The organism is Saccharothrix xinjiangensis (assembly GCF_039527585.1).
Lineage (GTDB): Bacteria > Actinomycetota > Actinomycetes > Mycobacteriales > Pseudonocardiaceae > Actinosynnema > Actinosynnema xinjiangensis.
In genome coordinates this window covers 56,159-75,906 of record NZ_BAAAKE010000008.1, presented here as the reverse complement: position 1 = coordinate 75,906, position 19,748 = coordinate 56,159, and the positions used below count along the sequence as shown (strand labels likewise).

Sequence of the window (19,748 nt, the reverse complement as noted above, 5' to 3'; positions counted from 1 at the left end):
GAACTGATCATGGGGGACGTGAAGGTGCACGCAGCTCTGAAGGTGATCGCCGGCTCGGGCGCTCTCGTCCTCGGCGTCCTCCTCATCGTGGGGGCGCTGTCGAAGGTGTCGGTGGACGCCGAGGTGGTGGGCGTCGAGGGCAGCGGGGCACAGCGTTCCCCGTGGCGGCCGGTGGTGCGGTTCACCACCGCCGAAGGCCGGTCGGTCACGGTCAAGCTCCCCAAGGAAGTGGAGCGGCGCCAACCCGGGATCGCCTGTCGATCCGCTACGACCCGCAAGACCCCGCGCAGGCCGACCACGCCGACAACTTCACCCCGATGGCCATCCACGTGGGTGGCGGGGTGACCGCGGTGGCGGCCTCCATCGGGTTGTTCCGGGACCAGCACACTGCCTGATGCATGACTAGCTCATGGAGCAGTCAGACCGGGTCAAGCAGGCCCACTGGGGCGACCTCAAGGGCCTGAACCTGGCGGGCCTCGTCCGCCTGTCGTTCGAGCTGAACCACGACGACCCGCACGCCAACGTCCGCCGCCTTCCCCTGTCCGGCAAGCACATCGGCGGCCGGGACGAGCAGGAGAAGGACTGCCGCACGTACGTCGAGTCACGCGGCGGGATCTACATCCACACCTGTGTGGAACCGGACACCTCGGCCTGGAAGCGCCGCCGAGCCCAGATGCCGGACGGCTCGTACGCCTATCGGGTGGTCCGCCCGATCTTCGAAGGCGCACTCGGAGACCTCAAGCGCGGTGCCACACCTTCGGGTGATCGTCTGGACGGCCTGGTGGTCTACGACATCGACCGTCTGACACGCGACAACCGCCACCCGGAAGACGCCATCGAGGTGGTGGAGCACTTCCACCGCCCCATCCTCGACATCACCGGCACCCTCGACCTGCTGACCGACAACGGACGCGCGGTGGCCCGCATCGTCGTGGCGACGAACAACAAGCAGTCCGCCGACACCGCTCGCAGAGTCCGCCGCAAGCACCGAGCGCTGGAGCAGGCAGGCATCCCCACCGGAGGCCGCCGCCCGTTCGGCTGGCTGGCGGACAAGCGCACCGTCAACGAGCCCGAAGCCGCCCTCATCCGCGAGACCGCCCAACGCATCCTCAAGGGCGCACCCCTGTCCTCGATCGTCGACGACTGGAACGACCGAGGCGTGACGACCCCGCTGGGCAACAAGTGGACCAACCAGACGGTCAAGACGGTTTTCCGCAACCCGAGGGTATGCGGCTACCGGTCCAGGAACGTCCGCGAAATCAACCCCCAGACCGGCAAGGAGTCGTTCCGGGTGGAGATCGTGGTCAACGAGGCAGGCGAACCGGTCATCGGCCAGTTCGACCCCATCCTCGCAGTGGATGAGTAGGACGCGGTAACGGCGATCATCGGCAACCACGCCATCGCAGGCCGAGGCAAGAACACGAGGACCTACCTCCTCACCGGCACCCTCCGCTGTGGCAAGGACAACTGCGGCGTCCGCCTGCGAGCCCTCAAGGCCCACGCCTCTCGCGTCAAGGACCCGACCCGCTTCTACTACACCTGTGAGGCCAAGAACAAAGGCGGCTGCGGTGGAGGCGTCAGCATCCCGGCCGCGAGGCGGACGAGTGGGTGACCGCCGCCGTCATCCGCAAGTACGAGTTGGAAGCCGAACGCCGCTCGGCCCAGACGACCCCGGAACCCTGGCCGAACGAGTCGGAGCTAGCCGAAGTCCGAGCTGACCCGGAGGAACTGACGAAAGCGCGCAAGGCTCGCCAAATCTCCGCAGCCCGCTACTTCGCCATGCTTCCGACCTGGAAGCCCAGGAACGCGCCCTCCTGGCCGACCAAGAACGCTGGCGAGCCAAGACCGCCATCGTCATCCACCCCGCCAACGGCCGCCGAGGCTTCCACCCCGACCGCATCGAACTCATCTGGCGACACGAGAGCCACCGAGACCGCATTATTGCGGCCTTTCAAGCTCCAAGCGTCGATACTCTGCCCTGTTGAGGCGGGACCGGCAGGTGCGACGGGGGCTGTCGAGCATGAGCTACTACGACGACGATGACGACGATGCCCACGATGGAGACTCGTATAACGACCATTCGGGGTGGACCTACAACTCGGTCCAGGCACGTAACATATACGGCGGAATCCACCACCATTCGGCCGACAGCAGCGTTGATGCAGGTGTATATTTTTACCCAGGGATCATCGCAGCACTTGCTGCGGCCCTATTTCTAGTAGCATCCTCATATGCGCAAATTTTCCTCAATCTGGACCTGGCAATTTGGGAGTGGTTCAAACTGGCGGGCAGCAGTTTGCTGGTGATTCCGGTATTTTATGCGACCGAACGCGGATTTCATGGTGACGTATTCAGCCCACTTCGCCTGTTTTTGGCGGTAGTCATCATCGTGGCAGCTTTCGTCTACGGCACCGACTGGCCCCCGACCCGGGGGTTCGCAGAATTCATCGGCAACTGGCTGGTTTGGCGCTTTTGAGCGATGGGCGCACTTCGAAGCTTCTGATGTATCGTTTCTCGATGTGAAGCCTGATGTGCCAATGACCGACTTGACGCGCTGGACCATCCACGACGAACGCCTGGTGGACGACACCCGCAAGCTCAACGTCAGCATCGCCCACGTCGAGCTACCAGACGGCGTGCACTTCGAGCAGTGGGTACTGCGGATGCCCAAGGCCGTCATGACGCTGGTCCTGGACGACGCCCGCGAACACGTCCTCATGATCTACCGCCACCGTTGGATCATGGACCGCTGGACGTGGGAACTGCCCGGCGGCTACCTCGACGAGAACGAGGACCCCGCCGACTGCGCCATGCGCGAGGCCATCGAGGAGACCGGCTGGAAGCCCCGCAGCGTCGAGCTGCTGACCACCTTCCAGCCGCTCACCGGCACTGCCGACTTCGAGAACCTGATCTACGTGGGGCACGGGGCCGAGGACACCGGCCAGCAGGCCGACATCAACGAGGCCGAGCGCGTCGCCTGGATTCCCCTCGCCAAGATCAAGAACATGCTCGCCAACAGCGAGATCATCGGAGCCGCCGCCCAGATCGGCTTGCTACACGTCCTGGCCTTCCACTGACCCCACGATCCCCATAGCCCGCATCTCCGCGAACAGCTCCTCAACCGCCGGCTCCCCTGTGAAGGGCGCCAGCCGAGCAGCCACGTCCGCGAGGTACCTCACCGTCCGCACCGAGTTCAAGTTGCTCGCCATCCGCAGCGCCGAGAACCCGACCTCGACCGACTCCTCCACCCGCCGCTGATCGGCCAGGATCGAGGCGAGCAACGCAGTGTTGAACAGCCGCCCTCGCTCGTACCCCTCGGTCATCTCCAACGACCGCCGAGCGAATCCCTCAGCCTCGTCCGGCCGCCCGAGGTCCCGGAAGGTGTGCGCGAACTTCGCCGACAGGTACGCCGCGTCGAAGTAGCTCAGCCACTCCGGCACCGCCGAGCCCTCGGCACCGGAGAACAACGCCTCAGCGTCCCGCAGCGCCGCGACCGCTCCCTTGGAGTCACGCTGCAACGCGAGCCCGTGCGCCTCCATCACCGCGGCCTCCGCCTGGAGCACCCCGAGCCCGGTCCGCGAAGCGTTGTCCCGAGCGCCGCGAGCCAGGTCGACCGCCACCAACGGCGACCGGAAGAACGCGGCGTGATGGCTCATCCCGGCCGGCATCTCCGCAGCCAGGGCGTCATCTCCCACGTCCTTGCACAACTGCAACGCCAACCGCAGGTGCTTCCGCCCGACCTCGACGTCCCCCACGTCGTACGCCATCCACCCGGCGAGCTGGTTCATCTCCGCGACGGCCCCGAACAGCTCCCGCCGCACACCGTCCCGGAACCGACCGGCCCGCAGCAGCGGCACGGCCTCGGCCACCAGGTACTGACTCACCGTCGAGCGCGCGTGCCCACCGCCGAACCGGTTGTCGAGCTGCCGGAACGTCCGCGTCATCGCCCGCAACGTCTCCACGTCCGGTGGCCCCACGACCCGATCCACAGCAGGCACCGACGCACCTACCGTGAACCACCCGAACGACCGCGCCCGCCGCTCTCCCAAAGCCACGTTCGGCGACGAGTTGAGCTGGAACCACAGCAGCGCCTCAGGCACCCGCAACGCCCGTGCCCACCGTTCAAGCCGCACCAGATCACTCGGCGCGGGCGTCCGGTCACGCTCCAAGTACGACACCTGCGGCTGCGACATGTAGAGCCAGCGCGCCAGCCGGGCCTGCGTCAGCGGCGGCTTGTGGGCGTACCGGTACACCTTCAGGACCCGGCCGAAATGGCGGGAAGCGAACGCCTCCCGGAACTCCGGCGTCGCCCAGAACTTCGCCGGCTTCTCGGGCGCGTGGACAACCTGCGTCTCCCGCCGCGCACAGGCCGAGCAGTGCGACGTGCTGTTGTCCGCCGCCAGTCGAGCCCCGCACCCCCGACAGCTCCGGCGGTTCCGCCTTACGCCCATCACCACCCCTGACCTGCGACTGAACCCGAGTGTAGCCACGCGGACACGCGCCGACCTGCGGATATCGGTGACGCCGATATCCCATCCACGAACGTGGTGCACCGAGCCCGAGAAGTCCCGCATCGTCGTGATCAGGACAACGACGGAGGGAGTCGGGGAATGGCCTTCTACGTACTGGCCCACCCGGAGGAGCACACGTCGGCCGCACTGGTCGAGCCGACGCCGGGACAGCCGAACCTGATCGCGGAATTCGGTGACTCGCAGATCGCCGTGCAGGTGGCGAACCACCCGGACGGCCTCAAGATGGCCGCCGCGTTCGCCTGGAACCTCGCCAGGGCGGCTACCGAGTTCGCCACCCGGTGCCAGGAGCTGTCGAGGACGCAGGGCACCGACGCCTACGGCAAGCACGCCGAGTTCACCGGCTGACGCCATGACCCCGGAGGACGTGAAGGGCCTGCTCACCTGCGGCATGTACGCAGCGACGTGCGCCGTGTGGTCGTGCGTGGCCCTTTACGCCCTCACCTGCGGCATCCGCGCCCTGTGGCGACGGCACCGAGCCCAGTCCCGCCGGATAGCCGCAGAGATCGCCGACGCGGTGGCCGCCATCCAGGCCCGCCACCCCCACCCGCCCCGACCCCGCCGCGACCACCCCGAGGCACCCTGTTGCGTGATTCCCCCCGGCCGGGTCCGGTGGGACAGTGGCTGCCGGACCTCGACCCCCTGGGGGCGGCGTGAGCGAAGGGCTGATCGGCGCGCGGGTGACCCGCACGGAGGACCCCCGGCTGCTCACCGGCCGCGCCACGTTCCTCGACGACGTGCGGGCGCCCGGGATGCTCGAAGCCGCCCTGCTGCGCAGCACCCTCCCGCACGCCCGCGTCGTGCGCGTCGACACCGCCGCCGCGGCCGCGCACCCCGGCGTGTTCGCGGTGCTGACCGGAGCCGACGTGAAAGCCGCGGTGGTCGCGCCGCAGCCGGTCGTCTGGCGACCCGACCCGGACGCGCCGCTGCCCGTGGGCCACCCGCTCGCGGTCGACGTGGTGCGCTACCCGGGCCAGGGCGTGGCCGCCGTGGCCGCCGTCGACCGCGCGACCGCCGAGGACGCGGTCGAGCTGATCGAGGTCGAGTACGAGCCGCTGCCCGCCGTCACCACGCTGGAGCAGGCCCTGGCGCCGGGCGCGCCCCGCCTCCACGAGGACCTGCCGGACAACGTGGGCGCGCGGGCCGTGGTGGAGAAGGGCGACGTCGAGGCGGCGTTCGCGCGGGCGGACGTGGTGCTGCGCGAGTCGTTCCGGTTCTCCCGGCAGACGGCCGCGCCCCTGGAGACGCGGGGCGTGGTGGCCACCTGGGACCCGGTCACCTCGCGGCTGGACCTGTGGCTCTCCACCCAGGCGCCCGAACTGGTCCGCGAGCTGATGGGCGAGGTGCTCGGCCTGCCGGTGGGCCGGATCCGGGTGCGGACCCCCGACGTCGGCGGCGGGTTCGGCGCCAAGTTCGACTTCTACGGCGAGGAGGTCGTCGCCGCCGTCCTGTCCCGCGCGACCGGCAGGCCCGTCAAGCTCGTCGAGGACCGCCGGGAGAGCTTCGTCGCCAGCTCGCACTCCCGCGAGCAGCGCATCGAGGTCGAACTCGCCGCGCGGGCCGACGGCACGATCACCGGGCTGCGCGGCACCGTGCACGGCGTGCTCGGCGGCGTGCTGGGCTCGGTCGGCCTGTCGCCGTGCTGGACGACCGCGGCGACGATGACCGGCCCGTACGACATCCCCGCCTACCGCATGGACGTCGTGGGCGTGCTGACCAACAAATCGCCCTACGGCTCCTACCGGGGCTACGGGCTGCCCAAGGCCAACTTCGTGCACGAGCACATGGTCGAGGCGCTCGCCCGGCGCCTCGGCGTCGACGCGCACGCCGTGCGGCGCAGGAACTTCATCCGCCCCTCGGCCTTCCCGTACGCGTCGCCGGTGTTCGTCTACGACACCGGGCGCTACGAGGAGTGCCTCGACCTGTGCCTGCGCGCCGTGGCGCGGGCCGGCTGGCCCGCGTTCGCGTCGTCGGCGCGGGAACGCGGCGAGGCGGTCGGGATCGGCTACTCGTTCCACACCGAGGTGTCCGGCTTCGGGCCGTCCCGCATCATCAACCAGGGCGGCATGCGGCACTCCGGGTTCGACGAGGAGGTCGTGCGGATCGACTCCACCGGGCACGTGACCGTCCACACCGGGCAGAGCGCCATGGGCCAGGGCGTCCACACCGCCCTGGCGCAGGTCGCCGCGCAGACCCTGGGCGTGCCCCTGGACCACGTCACCGTCATCTCCGGCGACACCGACTCCTGCCCCTACACCGGGTACGGCACCGGCGCCAGCCGCGCGGCGGCCGTGGGCGGCGCGGCGCTGCTCACCGCGGCCACCCGGCTGCGCGCCAAGGTGCTGCGCATCGCCGGGCACCTGCTGGAGGTCTCGCCCGACGACCTGGTCGTCGCCGACGGCGTCATCTCGGTGCGCGGCGCGCCCGGCGCGACCCTGTCGCTGGCCCGGGTCGGCGACGCGGCCTACCGGCGGCTCGACGGCGCGCTGCCCGAGGGCGAGGCGCCGTCGCTGGAGGAGCGCGAGGTCTACGACCCGGTCAACGTCACCACCTCCTGCGGCTGCACCGCGGCCCTGGTCTCGGTGGACGTCGAGACCGGCGTGGTGACCCCGCTCGGCCACCTGATCGCGCACGACTGCGGCACCGTCATCAACCCGCTGATCGTGGACGGCCAGCTCCACGGCGGCGCGGCCCAGGGCATCGGCGGCGCCCTGTTCGAGCAGCTCGCCTACGGCCCGTCCGGCGAGGCGCTGACCCGGTCGTTCACCGACTACCTGGTGCCCACGGCCGTCGAGGTCCCGCCGTTCGCCGTCGAGCACATGTCCACGCCCGCCGAGCACGTGCCCGGCGGGTTCAAGGGCATGGGCGAGGCGGGCGTGGTGGGCGCGGGCGCGGCCATCGCCCACGCGGTCGAGGACGCGCTGTCCGCCCACGGCGTCACCATCACCTCCCTGCCGATCACGCCACCGGCCCTGCTGGCCGCCATCCGCGAGGGCGCGGGCCGGTGAAGGCCGCCCCGTTCGACTACGTGCGCGCCGCCACCGTCGAGGAGGCCCTGTCCGCCCTGTCCGGCGGCGCGCGGGTGCTGGCCGGCGGGCAGAGCCTGGTGCCGCTGCTGAACCAGCGGCTGGTCCGGCCCACGACCGTGGTCGACGTCAACCGGCTCGACCTGGACCACCTCCACGAGTCGGGGAGCGACCTCGTCCTCGGGGCGCTCGTCCGGCACCGGCAGGTGGAGACCTCGCCGCTCGTGCGGCGCAGGGCGCCCCTGCTGGCCGAGGCGATGTCCCACGTCGGGCACGTGTCCGTCCGCAACCTCGGCACGGTCGGCGGCAGCGCCGCCCACGCCGACCCCGCCGCGGAACTGCCCGCCGTCTGCGTCGCCCTGGACGCCACCTTCGGCGTCCGCGGACCCGGCGGCCCGCGCGAGATCCCCGCCCGCGACTTCTTCCTGGGGCCGCACCGCACCGCGCTCGCCCCCGGTGAGCTGCTCGTCGAGGTGCGCCTGCCGAGACCGCCGCCCCGCAGCCGCCACGCCGTGGTCAAGCTGAGCCGCCGCCACAACGACCTCGCCCTGGTCGCCGTCGTCGCGTGCGTGACGGTGCGGGACGGGGTCGTCACCCGCGCCCGCATCGCCGTCGCGGGCGCCGGACCGACCCCGGTCCGGGCCGGGGCCGCCGAAGCCCTGCTGGTCGGCCGGGCGCCCGGCCACCACGCCGTCGCCGAGGCCGCCGACGCCGCGGCCGACGCCACCGACCCGCCCGACGACCGGCACGCCCCGGCCGCCTACCGCCGCGAGATGGCGGCCGTCCTCACCCGCAGAGCACTCCGCGGAGCACTCGGACAGGTGGTCGCACCGTGAAGCTCACCGTCACCCTCACCGTGAACGGCAGGCGGGTCGGCGCGGTCTGCGAACCCCGCCGCACCCTCGCCGACTTCCTGCGCCACGACCTCGGCCTCACCGGCGTCCACGTCGGCTGCGAACAGGGCGGGTGCGGCTCGTGCACCGTCCTGCTCGACGGCGCCACCGCCCGCTCGTGCTGCCTGCTCGCCGCCCAGGTCGACGGCGCGACGATCACCACCGTCGAGGGGATGGCCGACCGCGGCGCGCTCAGCCCCCTCCAGGAGTCCTTCCGCCGCCACCACGCCCTCCAGTGCGGCTTCTGCACACCGGGGATGCTCGCCACCGCCACCGAACTGCTGCGCGACAACCCCCACCCGACCGAGGGCGAGATCCGCGCCGCCATCGCGGGCAACCTCTGCCGCTGCACCGGCTACCAGCACATCGTCGACGCCATCAAGGCCGCCTCCGGACCCGCGAACCCGGACCCGGGGTCGGGTCCGGCGGACTGACCCGCCGGACCCGGTCTCAGCGCACCGGCACGACCGCCCTCACCGCGAACACCCCGTCCGCCCCGACCTCGATGACCGGCAACTGCCGCCCGACCGCGTCGCCGGTGGTGCCGTCCAGCGTGAACGGGCCGCCCGCGCCGCGCACCTGGTTGCGCTCACGGCCCGAGAGGGTCAGCTGGGCGCGCACGCTCTGGCGCGTCGGCACCTCGCCCGCCTTCAACCCGACGGCCGCGCGGTTGATCACGTCCAGCATCGCCAGCATCGCGTCGTGCATCATCACGCCCCAGCCGTCGGCGAGGTCGGCGGTGTCGAAGCCCAGCTCCTCGAACCGCGAGGCGAGCCGGTCGAACTCGGCGATGCCCATCTGCCGCGCCGCCTCAGGGTCCACGTGCGGCGCGTACACCACGGCCAGGGGCGACTGGTCCGGCAGGGGTCGCAGGTCGTCCCTGGTGCGCAGCATCGACGCGTCCGAACCGGAGACCAGCGTGATGAGCCGGTCCAGCGCGCACGTGCGCCGCCGCAGGTTGCCCACCAGGTCGTCGAGCAGCACCGCGCGACCCGCGTAGAGCACCGTGTCGAGGGCTTCGTCGCTGCACAGGTCCTTGGTGATCTGGTTGAACTGGTTGTCCAGCGTCGCCTCGGTGTCGAACGGGTTCTCCACGGTGATCGACAGCTTGCCGCTCGTCGCGGCCTGCTTGAACTCCCGGCGCAGCGTGGAGGTGTAGAGGTCGTCCTCGTTGTCGTCGTAGACGAGCATCGACCGGCCCGCGCCGCGCCCGGCCAGGTGGTCGGCCAGCACCGCGATCTGGTTGCCGGTGGTCGAGTTGACCCGCGCGAAACCCTTGATGTAGCCGGGCGCCTCGCCCGGCTGCGCGGGCGGCTCGACCTGGAACCCGGTGGCCGTGATCACCGAGGCGATCATCGGGATGTCGGCCTCCGCCAGCGCGCGGGCCGTGTGCTGGGCGTTGGTGGTGCTCTGACCGACACCGATCACGCCGACCAGCCGCTGCTCGTCGGCCACCTCGACCAGTTGGTCCACCACCCGGCGCCACTCCTGCTGGCGGCTGCCGGGGTTGGCCAGCAGCAGCCGGACCTTCGGCTCGCGCCTGTCCTCGTTCGCCGTCAGCTGGGCGGCGTGCGCGCCCTCCAGCTGGGCGCGGACCCGCTGCGGCGTCACGCTGCCCACGTCGGTGGGCAGCAGCGGCGTGAGGACGGCGACCGTGACGTGCCGCCCGCCCGCGACCTTCTCGTTCTCCGCGAGGATCCGCCGTTGCACGTCGGCGAGTTCGGCGTTGAACACGTAGGACCCGTCGGTGACGCCGACGCACTCGCCGCCGCGGTCGTGGACGCCCTCGCCGCACCGGGTGAACAGGTTCAGCCCGACGACGACCGAGGACCCGACCACGAGCGCCAGCGCCGCGGCCAGCGCCGTCAGCTTGACCCGCGCCGCGCGTCGCACGCGCTGCGGCGTCGGCGGGGTGAAGTCGAGTTCCTCCGGCCTGGTCGACGGCTGCCGCCGCGGTCCCCGGCTCGTCGGCGGGGTGTCGCCCGCCTCGGCCGCCGCCTCCAGCAGCGCGGCGGCCTTGAGGAAGTCGTTGCGCGCCACGCCCGGCTGCTGCGCCAGCGTCTTCAGGTCCCACGCCGCGCTGCTCCACAGGTCCGCGCGGTTCGCCGTGGACAGCGGGTCGTTGGCGGCCCACAGCGCCGCCACCACGCGGGCGATCACCCTGCCGGGCTCCGCCGGGGGCGCGGTGAGGCCCGCCTCGGCCAGCACCCGGCCGGGGTCGGCCTCGTCGGTGCCGAGGTCGTTGGGCGCGGCGGTGACCGCGTCCAGCTCGGCGAACCACGCCCGCGAGTCGGGCAGCAGCTCCTCCAGCCACCGCACCACCGCGTCGACGTCGCGCAGCGCGAGCGCGTGGTAGCGGCGCTCGGACTCCCGGCCGTGATCCCGCAACCAGGTGTGCGCGGCGGCCCACCGCCCGGGGTCGGCGGCCAGGCGGCGCAGCAGCAGGTGCCGCAACGCGGGCAGCATGACCACGCGGCCCGCGTCGGCCCCGCCCGGCTCGGTCGGCGACCCGTCACCGGACCGCAGGACCGGCCCGCCCGGCTCGGGGGCGCGGACCTGGAGCTCCTCGGGCACCAGGCCCGCGCCGCCGCGCGCGGACGGCACCAGGTCGCTGCCCGTCAGCTCGTCGGCCTGCTCGACGTCGCGGGCCGCCGCGCACGCCTCCAGGGCGGCCAGGGCCTCGTCCGATCGCGACCCGAGCAGCTCGCGCCGCAGCCGCTCCTCCACGGTGACCGGGTCCTTGTCGACCGGGCCGCGCCACCGCCGGTCGAGCAGCCGCTTCACCGACGTGTCGCCACCCGTGTGGTCGCCCACGGCCTTGACGACCACGGCGGTGGCCGCGGGGTGGCCCCTGGTGAAGCGGTACACCTCGGCGGCGACCGCGCGGTGCGCGCCCAGGCGCGGCCCCGCGACGTCGGCCACCATGTCCTTGACCTCGTCCAGGGTCAGGTCGCGCAGCGCCACCGGGTAGGAGTCGCTCTCGTACTGGCCCTGCCTGCGGGCGAGGTAGTCGTCGTAGCCCGCCTCCTCGGCGAACGGGATCTCCTCGTCCGGGGCCACGTGCCGCGCCACACCGCCCGCGCTGGTGGCGACCACGGTCAGCGGGTCGGGCTCGCCGCGGCGGGCGTCGGCGAGCGCGCGGTAGAGCAGGCGGCCCGGCTTGGTGTCCACGTCGTCCAGCAGCAGCACGCAGTTCAACGACCACCCGCGCGCGCCGCGACCCGTGGCGAACGCGGCCCGCAGGTCGGCCAGGAACGCCGCCCACAGCAGCTCGGTGGCCTCCTTGCGGTCGGCCTCGCTCGCGTCGTCGCGGGTGAGCAGGTTGAGCCGGGCCAGCTCGTCGTAGGCCTTGTCGCCGGAGCCGTACCACTCCAGCCCCTCGCCCAGCACCACGCGGCGACCGTGCCGCCACGTCACCAGGCCGTCCAGCAGGAGGTTCGGCGCGTACCTCGCGGCCGTGACCACGCCCGGCACGCCGCCCACGACCGGCACCGCGCCGGCGAGGTCCTGCGCCAGGTTGTCCAGGAACGTCCGCAGCTGGTCGACCCGCCGCGCCTTCTCCAGCTCCTCCCGGATGCGTAATCGGGCGGCCTGGCCCAGGGCGTCGATCTGCGCGGAGATGGCGACCTGGGCGGTGACGAAGCGGGGGAACGGGATGGAGCGGTACCCGGCCGCGGTGCGGTTGAGGTCGAACGCCAGCAGCGGGAGCACCTCCCAGGCGGTGGTGCTCTTCAGCTCGCCGCAGTTGACGCGCGCGTGGGGGAGCCTGCCCTGCATCCGGCTCTCCAGGGAGTCCAGCAGCGCGCTGCGCCCGCAGCCCTTGGGCCCGGTGAAGATCACGATCGGGGTGCGGCGCGAGGTCGGCAGGCCCTTCGGCTCCGGCCGGGTGGTGAACTCCCGCACCAGCGCGACGGCCCGGTGCCTGCCGTGCAGGCCGAACGGGTCGTCACGCAGGTGGTCGGACGGGTCTCCGGGCATGTGCACCCCCACACGAACGAGCGCGAGCAGACATGATCTCGCCCCGCCGGAGCCGTGTCACGGCTTTTGCCGGATCACCACGCCCGTGGCGGATCGCCCGAGGGGGCGGGTGGCGGTGTCGACGGCGGCGAACCGCGCGTGGCGGTCGTGGCCGGAGGGCGGCACCGGCCCGGGACGGCCGTTCGGGTGTCGTCGCCGGGCCGATGGTGTCGTCGGGGCGGGAACGGGGCAGCTGGCCCGCGCCGCGCCGGTTCACTGTGCGCCAACCGGACGGAGGACCGATGCGACGGTCGACGTGGGTGATGGCAGTGGTCTCGGGCGCGTGCTACTGCCTGATGAGCCTCCTGCTGATGGCTTACTGCGCCAACTACGGCCTCGACCGCGCCTTCGCGCTGCACGCGGCGGGGTGGCGCACCGCGTCCCCCGCCGACGTGCTCGTCGGGCTGGTGCTCGTCATGGTCGTCGACTTCGTCCAGCTGCTGGCCGAGTCGTGGCAGGACGGCGTGGCGCCGGCTTGGCGCGTCGGCTACACCGTGCTGTCGGTCCTCGGCCTGTACCTGGCGTTCCGCCTGCTGGACGCGGGCAAGGGCCTGCTCAGGCACTCGCGCCGCAACCTGGCCGGCGTGCTCGGCGATCCGGAGGACGTGCGCGGCCAGCGGTTCGCGCTGTACCTCAGGCCGTTCCGGGACGACGCGTTGCAGGCGTCCGTGCAGCAGGACCGGGTGTTCGGGCTGCCGTTGAACCGGGTGCTCACCTCGGGGCGCACCGAGGAGGAGCAGATCGCCGCCGCGTTCCGCCGGTTCGGCCCGATGGTCGCGGTCGGGACACCCGGCGAACTGCTGCCCTACGTGGGCGCGATGCGGCTCTACCTGCGCGACGACTACTTGCCGATGGACCGGAAGGCGTACGAGGTGTTCCGGGCGTCCGCCCAGGCGGCCCTGGACGACCGGGGCGGGCCGAGGGCTGGACGCCGGCCGCCCTGCCCCCGTCGACCGGTGACGATCGCATCCCGTCACGGGTCAAGGCGCTGGTGCACTTCGACGCGGGGTGGCAGGCGCGGTACGTGCCGCTGTCGGCGACGCCGTTCACCTCCGCCGCGTTGCGGAACCACCTGGCGGGCGCGTTGAAGGTCCGACTGCGACCGATTTTCGCCGCCCTGCTCGCGCGCGAAGCCGGCTCCCGGAACGGCGGGGCCCACGCCGGCGCGCCCCGGTGAAGATTTGCCGAAAGATTCCGAATACGTCCCGGGACCGAGAGGTCCGATTCGTCCGAGTGGTGCGCGAATGCCGAACGCCCGGCGCGAGGTTCCGCGCCGGGCGTTCGCCGGTCCGGGTGCGGCGCGGAACGCCGCGGGATCGGGTCGGCCGCTCAACCCAGCTCGTCGCACGGCACGTGGGCCGCGGCCGGCTGGTGCCACTCCCGCACCACGCGGTCGAGCAGGCTGTCCAGCGCGGACAGCAGCTGGGAGCCGTCCTGCTCCTTGCCCAGCAGCACGTAGCTGCTGATCGTCACGCCGGGCTCCCAGCGCAGCTCGACCAGCTCTCCGGTGCGCAGCTGCTCGGTCACCGCGACCCGCGGCAGCAGGGCCACGCCCAGGCCGGAGCGCACCGCGGTCTTCACCGCCTCGATGGTCCCGAACTGGAGCGGCGGCACGGCGCGCACACCGGGCAGCGACGCCCGCAGCGCGGTGTCGTAGACGCAGCTGGCCTGCACGATGAGCGTCCGGGTCCGGCGCAGCTCGTCGGTGGTGACGGCGTCCCCGGCGGCCATCGGGTGGTCCGGCGGCGCGACGAGGGCGAGCGGCTCGGGCGCCAGTCGCCGCGCGGGCACGCCCACCGGACCCGGGTCGATGCAGTGGGTGAGCGCGATGTCGACGTCGCCGCGCACCAACGCCTCCATCATGTGGTCCGGCCCCTCGTGGAACGTGCGCAGCATCAGGTGCACGTCCGGGTGGGCGGCGTGGAAGTGCCGGATCACGTCGGGCAGGCGGTAGGTGGTGAGCGACTCGCTGGCGCCGATCGTCATCCGACCGGTCAGCGGCGCCTCCGGGGCGAGCGCCGACACCGCCTCCTCCGACAGCCTCAGCAGCCGGTTGGCGTAGGGCAGGAAGCGCTCCCCGCCCGGCGTGAGGCGCACGCCGTCGCGCCTGCGCTCGAACAGCCGGGTGCGCACCGCGGACTCCAGGTTCTTGATCTGAGCGGTGACCGCAGACTGCGAGTAGCCCAGCATCGCTGCCGCGCGGGTGATGCTCCCGGTTCGGGATACAGCCCAAAAGGCGTTCAATTGCCTGATGTCCACCTAGGACTCCCCCATAGACCTTTCCGTACGCGCGGATTGTCAGTGGAATGTCGACTTGACGTGATCTTATCCACTTCCAGGTGAGACAACTGCTTCTTTCGGGTGAAATTTTGTACGTAACCGTGGTTTTCCGAATCGATATTTGCCTTACCGATCGCTCTCACGGCGTCGGCTATGCCGACTTGAACCGAACGGCGGTACCGCCGTCCGCATGCCGCGGGCGGTGGCCGCCACGCCGAGGGTGGGGTCGTCGCAGGCGAAGACCCGGATCGCGGCGCCGAGGCTGAGGGCGGTCGCCAGGTGGACGGCCTGCCGGGGGTCCAGTTCGTCCTCGGCCAGTGATTCGGCGGACTCCCGGATCAGGTCGGACACCTCGACGGTGAGCACGGAGGGCGAGTCGAGCACGGTCCGCGCCCGCCGCACGACCTCGGGCGTGGACCCGGTGAGGGCGAGTTCGACCCTGCTCAGCTCGCTGGTCACCGCCATGGCGGCGCCCACCTCGGTCAGCAGCGCCGGGAGAGGCTCGCTCTCGACGGCGGCGAGCCGGACGATCGCCGAGGTGTGCAGGTAGATCATGAGTCCTTCCAGTTCGTCACTGATGGCCGGTGCGACCGCGGTGCGCCGCCACCCTCGCCCGGTTGCCGCAGGTGGCGGAGGAGCACCACCGCCGCCTGCCGGCCCGGGAGGTGTCGACGAAGAACGTCCCGCACACCTCGGCCTCGCACTGGTGCAATCGGTCCCGGTCCGGTCCGGTGAGCAGTTCCACCAGGTCCCGGGCGACCAGGCCGAGCGCCTGGTCGGGGGTCGGTGGGCACGTGCCGCGCCGCAGCACCCCGTCCGGCCCGGTCTCCAGGAGCACGGGTGGCGGCGGTGCGGCGGCGAAGCGGTTGACCAGCTCCACGTCGCCCGTGCGGGCGGCCCGGCCCTCGGTGACCCCCTCCAGCAGCCGGTAGGCCGCCTCGCGGAGCGCCCGGAACTCGCGCACGTGGGTCGGGTCCGGTCGGTCGGCGGGTGGCATCTCGTGCCGGGCCAGCCACAGCGCCAGCGCGGCCGGGTCGGTCAGCTCGTCGCGCTGCCGACCCAGCCTGCTGCGCACCGTGGCGATCAGCGCCAGGCTCGACGATTCGTGCTTCAGGGCGCCTCCCGGACGGCCGCGGCGCGCAGCCTTCTCGCCGCGCGCCTCCTCGGTTGGGCCCGGGGTCAGCCGACGGGCTGCTCCCGGGGCATCAGCAGGGCAGAGGCTACCGCCGGCAGCGCTCCCACCAGCAACATCACCACCGGCCACGACGAGGCCGACAGCACGACCGGGATCAGCAGCGGCGTGACGAACGCGCCGCCGAACACCATCGTGTTCTCCAGGCCCAGCGCGGTGCCCGACCGCTCCGCGCCCGCCATGGTGGCGATCTCGGCGTAGTGCACGCCGTGCCAGCCGCAGGCCAGGAAACCCGCGGTCACGAACAGGCCGACGACCAGCCACGTGGGCGACACCTCGTACAGGGCCACGCCGGCGAACGCCGCCGCGATCAGCCAGCTGTAGACCCGGACCAGCGTCCGGCGGTGCCTGCCGCCCTGCTTGTCGGTCCACCGGCCGCTGATCACGCGCGACGCGCCGCCGAGGACCTGCACCACCACGAGCGAGACCACGACGCCCTCGATCGGCAGGTCGAGCACCGAGGTGAGGAACACCGTGCCGAAGGTCAGGACGGTGAACTGCGGCAGGTCGAGCAGGAACGCGACGATCGCCACGCGCCAGATGTCCCAGCGCTTCAACGGGTTGGGCGCGGTGGTCGCCGCGATGCCGTTCGAGGCCTTGGTGCGCGCGATCGGCGGCTCGTCCAGCCACAGGACCACGGCGACGGTCGCGGCGAGCATGAACACGGTCAGGAACGCGAACACCCAGCGGAAACCCGCGCCCAGGGCGAGCGCCGGCATGATGGCCGCGCCGAGCGCGCCGCCCAGCGGCACGGCGGCGACGCGCAGGCTGATCGCGAAGCCCCGCTTCTCCGGGGGGAACCAGCCCATCACCGCGCGCCCGGACGCGCCGTTGACGCAGCCGCCCAGCGCGCCGGACAGGAACAACACCGCCGCCAGCGCCCAGGCGGCCGGTGCGACGCCGGCGCTCGGCACCAGGAACGCGGTGACGTAGGCGAGCGTGGCCGTCGTGCCCGACAGGCCGATGATCAGCACGTTCCGCTCGCCGATGCGGTCGGACAGGATGCCCCAGAACACGTCGGTGATGAAGATGCCCGCGGTCACGGCGGCCAGCACGAGGCCCAGTTCGGACAGCGAGAAGCCGTAGGCGGCGGCGAGGATCGAGCCCGAGGTCGGGATGCCCTGGAAGGCCGCGCTGAACGCCGCCTGGGCGAAGATCCCGATGCCCAGGATGCCCCAGCGGTAGCGGGGGGAGTGCTTCTTGCCGGTCCGCCCGACGACGAAGTCGGCGGTGGAGCCGGGTGGGCCGGCGAGGTCGGGTCGGTCCTGCGTCTGCTGGGACATCGGGTTCTCTCCTGGTTGGTCGTCGTCGCGAGACCGATGGGTCCGCGAGGCGCGGCCGACGTGTAATGGGTTGAACGCATTACATGATGGCCGGAGGGTGGGCGTGAGGGCAAGGGGTGAGGGGAAAGGACTGGCGTGGTGGGAGCAGGGGCCGGAAGGGATCGGGTCGGGCAGGGAGGCGGCGGGTCGGACAGGGGCGGTGGGGGAGGAGGCCGTCGGGGGAGGGGACGGGTCGGAGGGCGGGCGAAGTCCTCGGGGGTCGTGCGCGGTGAACGGCGGCGGGGCCCGCGATCGGTCGCGGACCCCGCCACCCCCGCCGGTCAGCCCGAGGTCGCGCCCGCCGGCTCGGCCTCGGCCTCGGCCGGGGCCTCCACCCGCCGGGTGCCCTTCTCCCGCACCACGAGCGCGTAGCAGCCGGTCGGCGAGGACACCTGGTGCACGCTCTCGGGCTTCTCGATGAACAGCGTGCCCGCCGGGTAGCGGTCGCCGTTGTCGTTGTGCAGCTCGCCCTCCAGGATCAGCAGCAGCTCGTAGCCCAGGTGCTCGTGCAGGTCGCCGTGCGAGCCGGGCTTGAAGTGGGCGATGTAGGCCTCGGCGCCGGTCGGCCCGGTCTCGGCCTGCGTGTACAGCCACTCCACGTCGACCGCGTTGCGGCCCGGCTGGACGTAGGCCGACCACTTGATCTGGCCGTTGTGCAGGCCGCCGTTGAACAGGGACGAGTAGACCTTGATGTCGCGCATGGCGGTTCTCTCCTGTGCTGTGGTTCGGATCCGGTCGTGGGACAAGAGGGTGTCAGCCGATGCCGGGCGCCGCGGGCAGGGCGGCGTCCAGCAGCTCGTCGGCCAGGTACTCGACGGAGCCGGCGGGCGGGGAGCCCGCGGCCCGTTCGACGTCGCGGGCGCGCAGCTCGGCGCGGCGGATCTTCCCGGAGGTCGTCTTCGGCAGCGCGGTGAACTCCAGGCGCCGGATCCACTGGTGCGGCGCGAGGGTGGCCCGGGTGTGGTCGAGGATGCGGCGCGCGGTCTCGACGTCCGCGGTCTCGCCCGCGGCCAGCGCGACGTAGGCCTTCGGCACCACCAGGCCCACCGGGTCCGGTGCGGGCACCACCGCGGCCTCGGCGACCGCCTCGTGCTCCAGCAGCGCGCTCTCCAGCTCGAACGGCGAGATCCGGTGGTCGTAGGACTTGAACACGTCGTCGGTCCGGCCCACGTAGTGCAGGTAGCCGTCCGCGTCGCGGTGCGCGATGTCGCCCGTGTGGTAGTAGCCGCCGGCGAACGTCTTCGCGTTCTTCTCCTCGTCGTCGACGTAGCCGGGCATCACGCCGAGCGGGCGCGGCGAGAGGTTCACGCAGACCTCGCCCTCGTCGCCGACCTCGCCGGTGTTCGGGTCCACCAGCACGATGTCGTAGCCCGGCAGCGGTTTGCCCATCGAACCCGGCCGCACCGGCAGCGACGGGCTGTTGCCGATCTGGGCGGTGGTCTCGGTCTGGCCGTAGCCGTCCCGGATGGTCAGGCCCCACGCCGCGCGGACCTGCTCGATCACCTCGGGGTTGAGCGGTTCGCCCACGCTGCCCGCCTCGCGCAGCCGCACCGGCCACCGCCGCAGGTCCTCCTGGATCAGCATGCGCCACACCGTGGGCGGGGCGCAGAACGTGGTGACACCGTGCGCCACCACGCGGTCGAGCAGGTCGCGGGCGTGGGAGGTGGTCACGCTCAGCACCGTCGCCTCGGCGTTGAGCGGCACGAAGAACGAGCTCCACGCGTGCTTCGCCCAGCCGGGCGCGGAGACGTTGAGGTGCACGTCGCCGGGCCGCACGCCGTTCCAGTACATGCCCGACAGGTGGCCGACCGGGTAGCTGACGTGGGTGTGGCGCACCAGCTTCGGCCGGGAGGTCGTGCCGGACGTGAAGTAGAGGAACAGGGTCTCGTCGGCGCGCGTCGGGCGGTCGGGGGTGAAACCCGCCGGCGCGGACCGCAGGTCGTCCAGGGAGAGCCAGCCGGGGAGGCGGCCCGCGCAGATCCGGGTCACGCGCCCCGGCAGCCAGTCCATGCCCGCGGCCAGCTCGGCGGTGGTCACCACGTGGCGGATGTCCGCCCGCTCGACCCGGTCGGCCAGGTCGGCGGCCGAGACCGTGGTGAACGTCGGGACCACCACCGCGCCCAGCTTCATCGCCGCCAGCTGCGACTCCCAGACCGCGAGCTGGTTGTCCAGCATCATCAGCAGCGCGTCGCCGCGCCGCACGCCGGCCGCGCGCAGCCCGTTGGCCAGCCGGTCGGACCGCTCGGACAGCTCCGCGTAGGACACCTGCTCCTCGGTCTGCCCGCCCACCACGTGCAGGGCGGTGCGGTCGTTGCCGCGGGCCACCACGTCGAACCAGTCGAGGGCCCAGTTGAACTCGTCGAACTCGGGCCAGGTGAACCGGGCGTGGGCCAGGTCGTGGTCGTCGCGCAGCTCCAGCAGGAGGTCCCGGGCGGCCCTGAAGCGCTCCGTCGGGGTGGGCTTCTCGTTCGATGGCATCGGTTTCCCCT

The 19,748-nt window shown here is 72.2% G+C and carries 19 protein-coding genes; 10 read left to right on the top strand and 9 right to left on the bottom strand.

The genetic code is table 11. The annotated features are described in order from the left end of the window. The first annotated feature begins 9 nt into the window (after positions 1–9). From ABD223_RS18975 to ABD223_RS18965, 3 genes are all read left to right on the top strand, one after another. Entirely contained in the window at positions 10–345 is a 336-nt protein-coding gene (locus tag ABD223_RS18975) for a hypothetical protein (RefSeq protein ID WP_344037620.1), read from the top strand. Between the two features lie 64 nt (positions 346–409). Beyond that, the gene (locus tag ABD223_RS18970) at positions 410–1,366 is read left to right on the top strand and encodes a recombinase family protein (protein WP_344037619.1); all 957 of its coding nucleotides are present in this window, start codon (positions 410–412) and stop codon (positions 1,364–1,366) included. A gap of 15 nt (positions 1,367–1,381) precedes the next feature. Beyond that, the gene (locus ABD223_RS18965) at positions 1,382–1,612 is read left to right on the top strand and encodes a recombinase zinc beta ribbon domain-containing protein (RefSeq protein WP_344037809.1); all 231 of its coding nucleotides are present in this window, start codon (positions 1,382–1,384) and stop codon (positions 1,610–1,612) included. Between the two features lie 157 nt (positions 1,613–1,769). Here the strand turns inward: ABD223_RS18965 and ABD223_RS18960 are convergent, their stop codons facing one another. Next, positions 1,770–1,955 (bottom strand): hypothetical protein, encoded by a 186-nt coding sequence (locus ABD223_RS18960; protein ID WP_344037618.1) that lies wholly within the window; start codon positions 1,953–1,955, stop codon positions 1,770–1,772. 65 nt (positions 1,956–2,020) lie between these two features. Between ABD223_RS18960 and ABD223_RS18955 the strand changes: the two genes are divergently transcribed. Together ABD223_RS18955 and ABD223_RS18950 are read left to right on the top strand one after the other, a co-directional pair. After that, positions 2,021–2,476, top strand: a complete 456-nt coding sequence (locus ABD223_RS18955; protein ID WP_344037617.1) for a hypothetical protein — start codon at positions 2,021–2,023, stop codon at positions 2,474–2,476. A gap of 61 nt (positions 2,477–2,537) precedes the next feature. After that, positions 2,538–3,077, top strand: a complete 540-nt coding sequence (locus ABD223_RS18950; protein ID WP_344037616.1) for an NUDIX hydrolase — start codon at positions 2,538–2,540, stop codon at positions 3,075–3,077. Here the strand turns inward: ABD223_RS18950 and ABD223_RS18945 are convergent. Next, positions 3,054–4,634: a helix-turn-helix transcriptional regulator gene (locus tag ABD223_RS18945; RefSeq protein ID WP_344037615.1), complete on the bottom strand. Its 1,581-nt coding sequence runs from the start codon at positions 4,632–4,634 to the stop codon at positions 3,054–3,056. The two genes, ABD223_RS18950 and ABD223_RS18945, sit on opposite strands and share 24 nt — an antisense overlap. Between ABD223_RS18945 and ABD223_RS18940 the strand changes: the two genes are divergently transcribed. The 4 genes from ABD223_RS18940 to ABD223_RS18925 all read left to right on the top strand — a co-directional run bounded on the left by ABD223_RS18940 (position 4,611) and on the right by ABD223_RS18925 (position 8,882). Next, on the top strand, positions 4,611–4,877 hold the full coding sequence (locus ABD223_RS18940; RefSeq protein ID WP_344037614.1) for a hypothetical protein: 267 nt from the start codon (positions 4,611–4,613) through the stop codon (positions 4,875–4,877). The two genes, ABD223_RS18945 and ABD223_RS18940, sit on opposite strands and share 24 nt — an antisense overlap. Positions 4,878–5,182: 305 nt before the next feature. After that, the gene (locus ABD223_RS18935; RefSeq protein ID WP_344037613.1) at positions 5,183–7,537 is read left to right on the top strand and encodes a xanthine dehydrogenase family protein molybdopterin-binding subunit; all 2,355 of its coding nucleotides are present in this window, start codon (positions 5,183–5,185) and stop codon (positions 7,535–7,537) included. Then, entirely contained in the window at positions 7,534–8,391 is an 858-nt protein-coding gene (locus ABD223_RS18930) for an FAD binding domain-containing protein (RefSeq protein WP_344037612.1), read from the top strand. Before ABD223_RS18935 ends, ABD223_RS18930 begins: the two co-directional genes overlap by 4 nt. Beyond that, a complete protein-coding gene (locus ABD223_RS18925) occupies positions 8,388–8,882 on the top strand; it encodes a (2Fe-2S)-binding protein (RefSeq protein ID WP_344037611.1) in 495 nt (164 codons plus the stop codon). Before ABD223_RS18930 ends, ABD223_RS18925 begins: the two co-directional genes overlap by 4 nt. Before the next feature lie 16 nt (positions 8,883–8,898). On the opposite strand, the gene ABD223_RS18920 is transcribed toward ABD223_RS18925, so the two are convergent. Beyond that, complete coding sequence (locus ABD223_RS18920; RefSeq protein WP_344037610.1) at positions 8,899–12,426, bottom strand: hypothetical protein; 3,528 nt, start codon at positions 12,424–12,426, stop codon at positions 8,899–8,901. Positions 12,427–12,707: 281 nt separating this feature from the next. Between ABD223_RS18920 and ABD223_RS18915 the strand changes: the two genes are divergently transcribed. After that, positions 12,708–13,553: a hypothetical protein gene (locus ABD223_RS18915; protein ID WP_344037609.1), complete on the top strand. Its 846-nt coding sequence runs from the start codon at positions 12,708–12,710 to the stop codon at positions 13,551–13,553. 241 nt (positions 13,554–13,794) lie between these two features. On the opposite strand, the gene ABD223_RS18910 is transcribed toward ABD223_RS18915, so the two are convergent. From ABD223_RS18910 to ABD223_RS18885, 6 genes are all read right to left on the bottom strand, one after another. Continuing rightward, a complete protein-coding gene (locus tag ABD223_RS18910; RefSeq protein ID WP_344037608.1) occupies positions 13,795–14,724 on the bottom strand; it encodes a LysR family transcriptional regulator in 930 nt (309 codons plus the stop codon). 147 nt (positions 14,725–14,871) lie between these two features. Beyond that, positions 14,872–15,300, bottom strand: coding sequence for a PIN domain-containing protein (locus ABD223_RS18905; RefSeq protein ID WP_344037607.1), 429 nt, complete (start codon positions 15,298–15,300; stop codon positions 14,872–14,874). 16 nt (positions 15,301–15,316) lie between these two features. Next, positions 15,317–16,009 carry a CGNR zinc finger domain-containing protein gene (locus tag ABD223_RS18900; protein ID WP_344037606.1) on the bottom strand — a complete coding sequence of 231 codons (693 nt, stop codon included), beginning with the start codon at positions 16,007–16,009 and terminating at the stop codon, positions 15,317–15,319. After that, positions 15,925–17,220 (bottom strand): MFS transporter, encoded by a 1,296-nt coding sequence (locus tag ABD223_RS18895; protein ID WP_344037605.1) that lies wholly within the window; start codon positions 17,218–17,220, stop codon positions 15,925–15,927. Before ABD223_RS18895 ends, ABD223_RS18900 begins: the two co-directional genes overlap by 85 nt. 320 nt (positions 17,221–17,540) lie before the next feature. Continuing rightward, positions 17,541–17,960, bottom strand: coding sequence for a cupin domain-containing protein (locus ABD223_RS18890; protein WP_344037604.1), 420 nt, complete (start codon positions 17,958–17,960; stop codon positions 17,541–17,543). A 52-nt stretch (positions 17,961–18,012) separates the two neighbouring features. Then, positions 18,013–19,737, bottom strand: a complete 1,725-nt coding sequence (locus ABD223_RS18885) for an AMP-binding protein (protein ID WP_344037603.1) — start codon at positions 19,735–19,737, stop codon at positions 18,013–18,015. Positions 19,738–19,748 lie beyond the last annotated feature (11 nt).

Excerpts from the sequence above, each read along its gene's own strand:
- ABD223_RS18895 (WP_344037605.1), bottom strand. The coding sequence starts at position 17,220 with ATGTCCCAGCAGACGCAGGACCGACCCGACCTCGCCGGCCCACCCGGC.
- ABD223_RS18920 (WP_344037610.1), bottom strand. The coding sequence starts at position 12,426 with ATGCCCGGAGACCCGTCCGACCACCTGCGTGACGACCCGTTCGGCCTG.
- ABD223_RS18885 (WP_344037603.1), bottom strand. The coding sequence starts at position 19,737 with ATGCCATCGAACGAGAAGCCCACCCCGACGGAGCGCTTCAGGGCCGCC.
- ABD223_RS18940 (WP_344037614.1), top strand. The coding sequence starts at position 4,611 with ATGGCCTTCTACGTACTGGCCCACCCGGAGGAGCACACGTCGGCCGCA.
- ABD223_RS18905 (WP_344037607.1), bottom strand. The coding sequence starts at position 15,300 with ATGATCTACCTGCACACCTCGGCGATCGTCCGGCTCGCCGCCGTCGAG.
- ABD223_RS18970 (WP_344037619.1), top strand. The coding sequence starts at position 410 with ATGGAGCAGTCAGACCGGGTCAAGCAGGCCCACTGGGGCGACCTCAAG.
- ABD223_RS18975 (WP_344037620.1), top strand. The coding sequence starts at position 10 with ATGGGGGACGTGAAGGTGCACGCAGCTCTGAAGGTGATCGCCGGCTCG.
- ABD223_RS18890 (WP_344037604.1), bottom strand. The coding sequence starts at position 17,960 with ATGCGCGACATCAAGGTCTACTCGTCCCTGTTCAACGGCGGCCTGCAC.
- ABD223_RS18950 (WP_344037616.1), top strand. The coding sequence starts at position 2,538 with ATGACCGACTTGACGCGCTGGACCATCCACGACGAACGCCTGGTGGAC.
- ABD223_RS18915 (WP_344037609.1), top strand. The coding sequence starts at position 12,708 with ATGCGACGGTCGACGTGGGTGATGGCAGTGGTCTCGGGCGCGTGCTAC.
- ABD223_RS18955 (WP_344037617.1), top strand. The coding sequence starts at position 2,021 with ATGAGCTACTACGACGACGATGACGACGATGCCCACGATGGAGACTCG.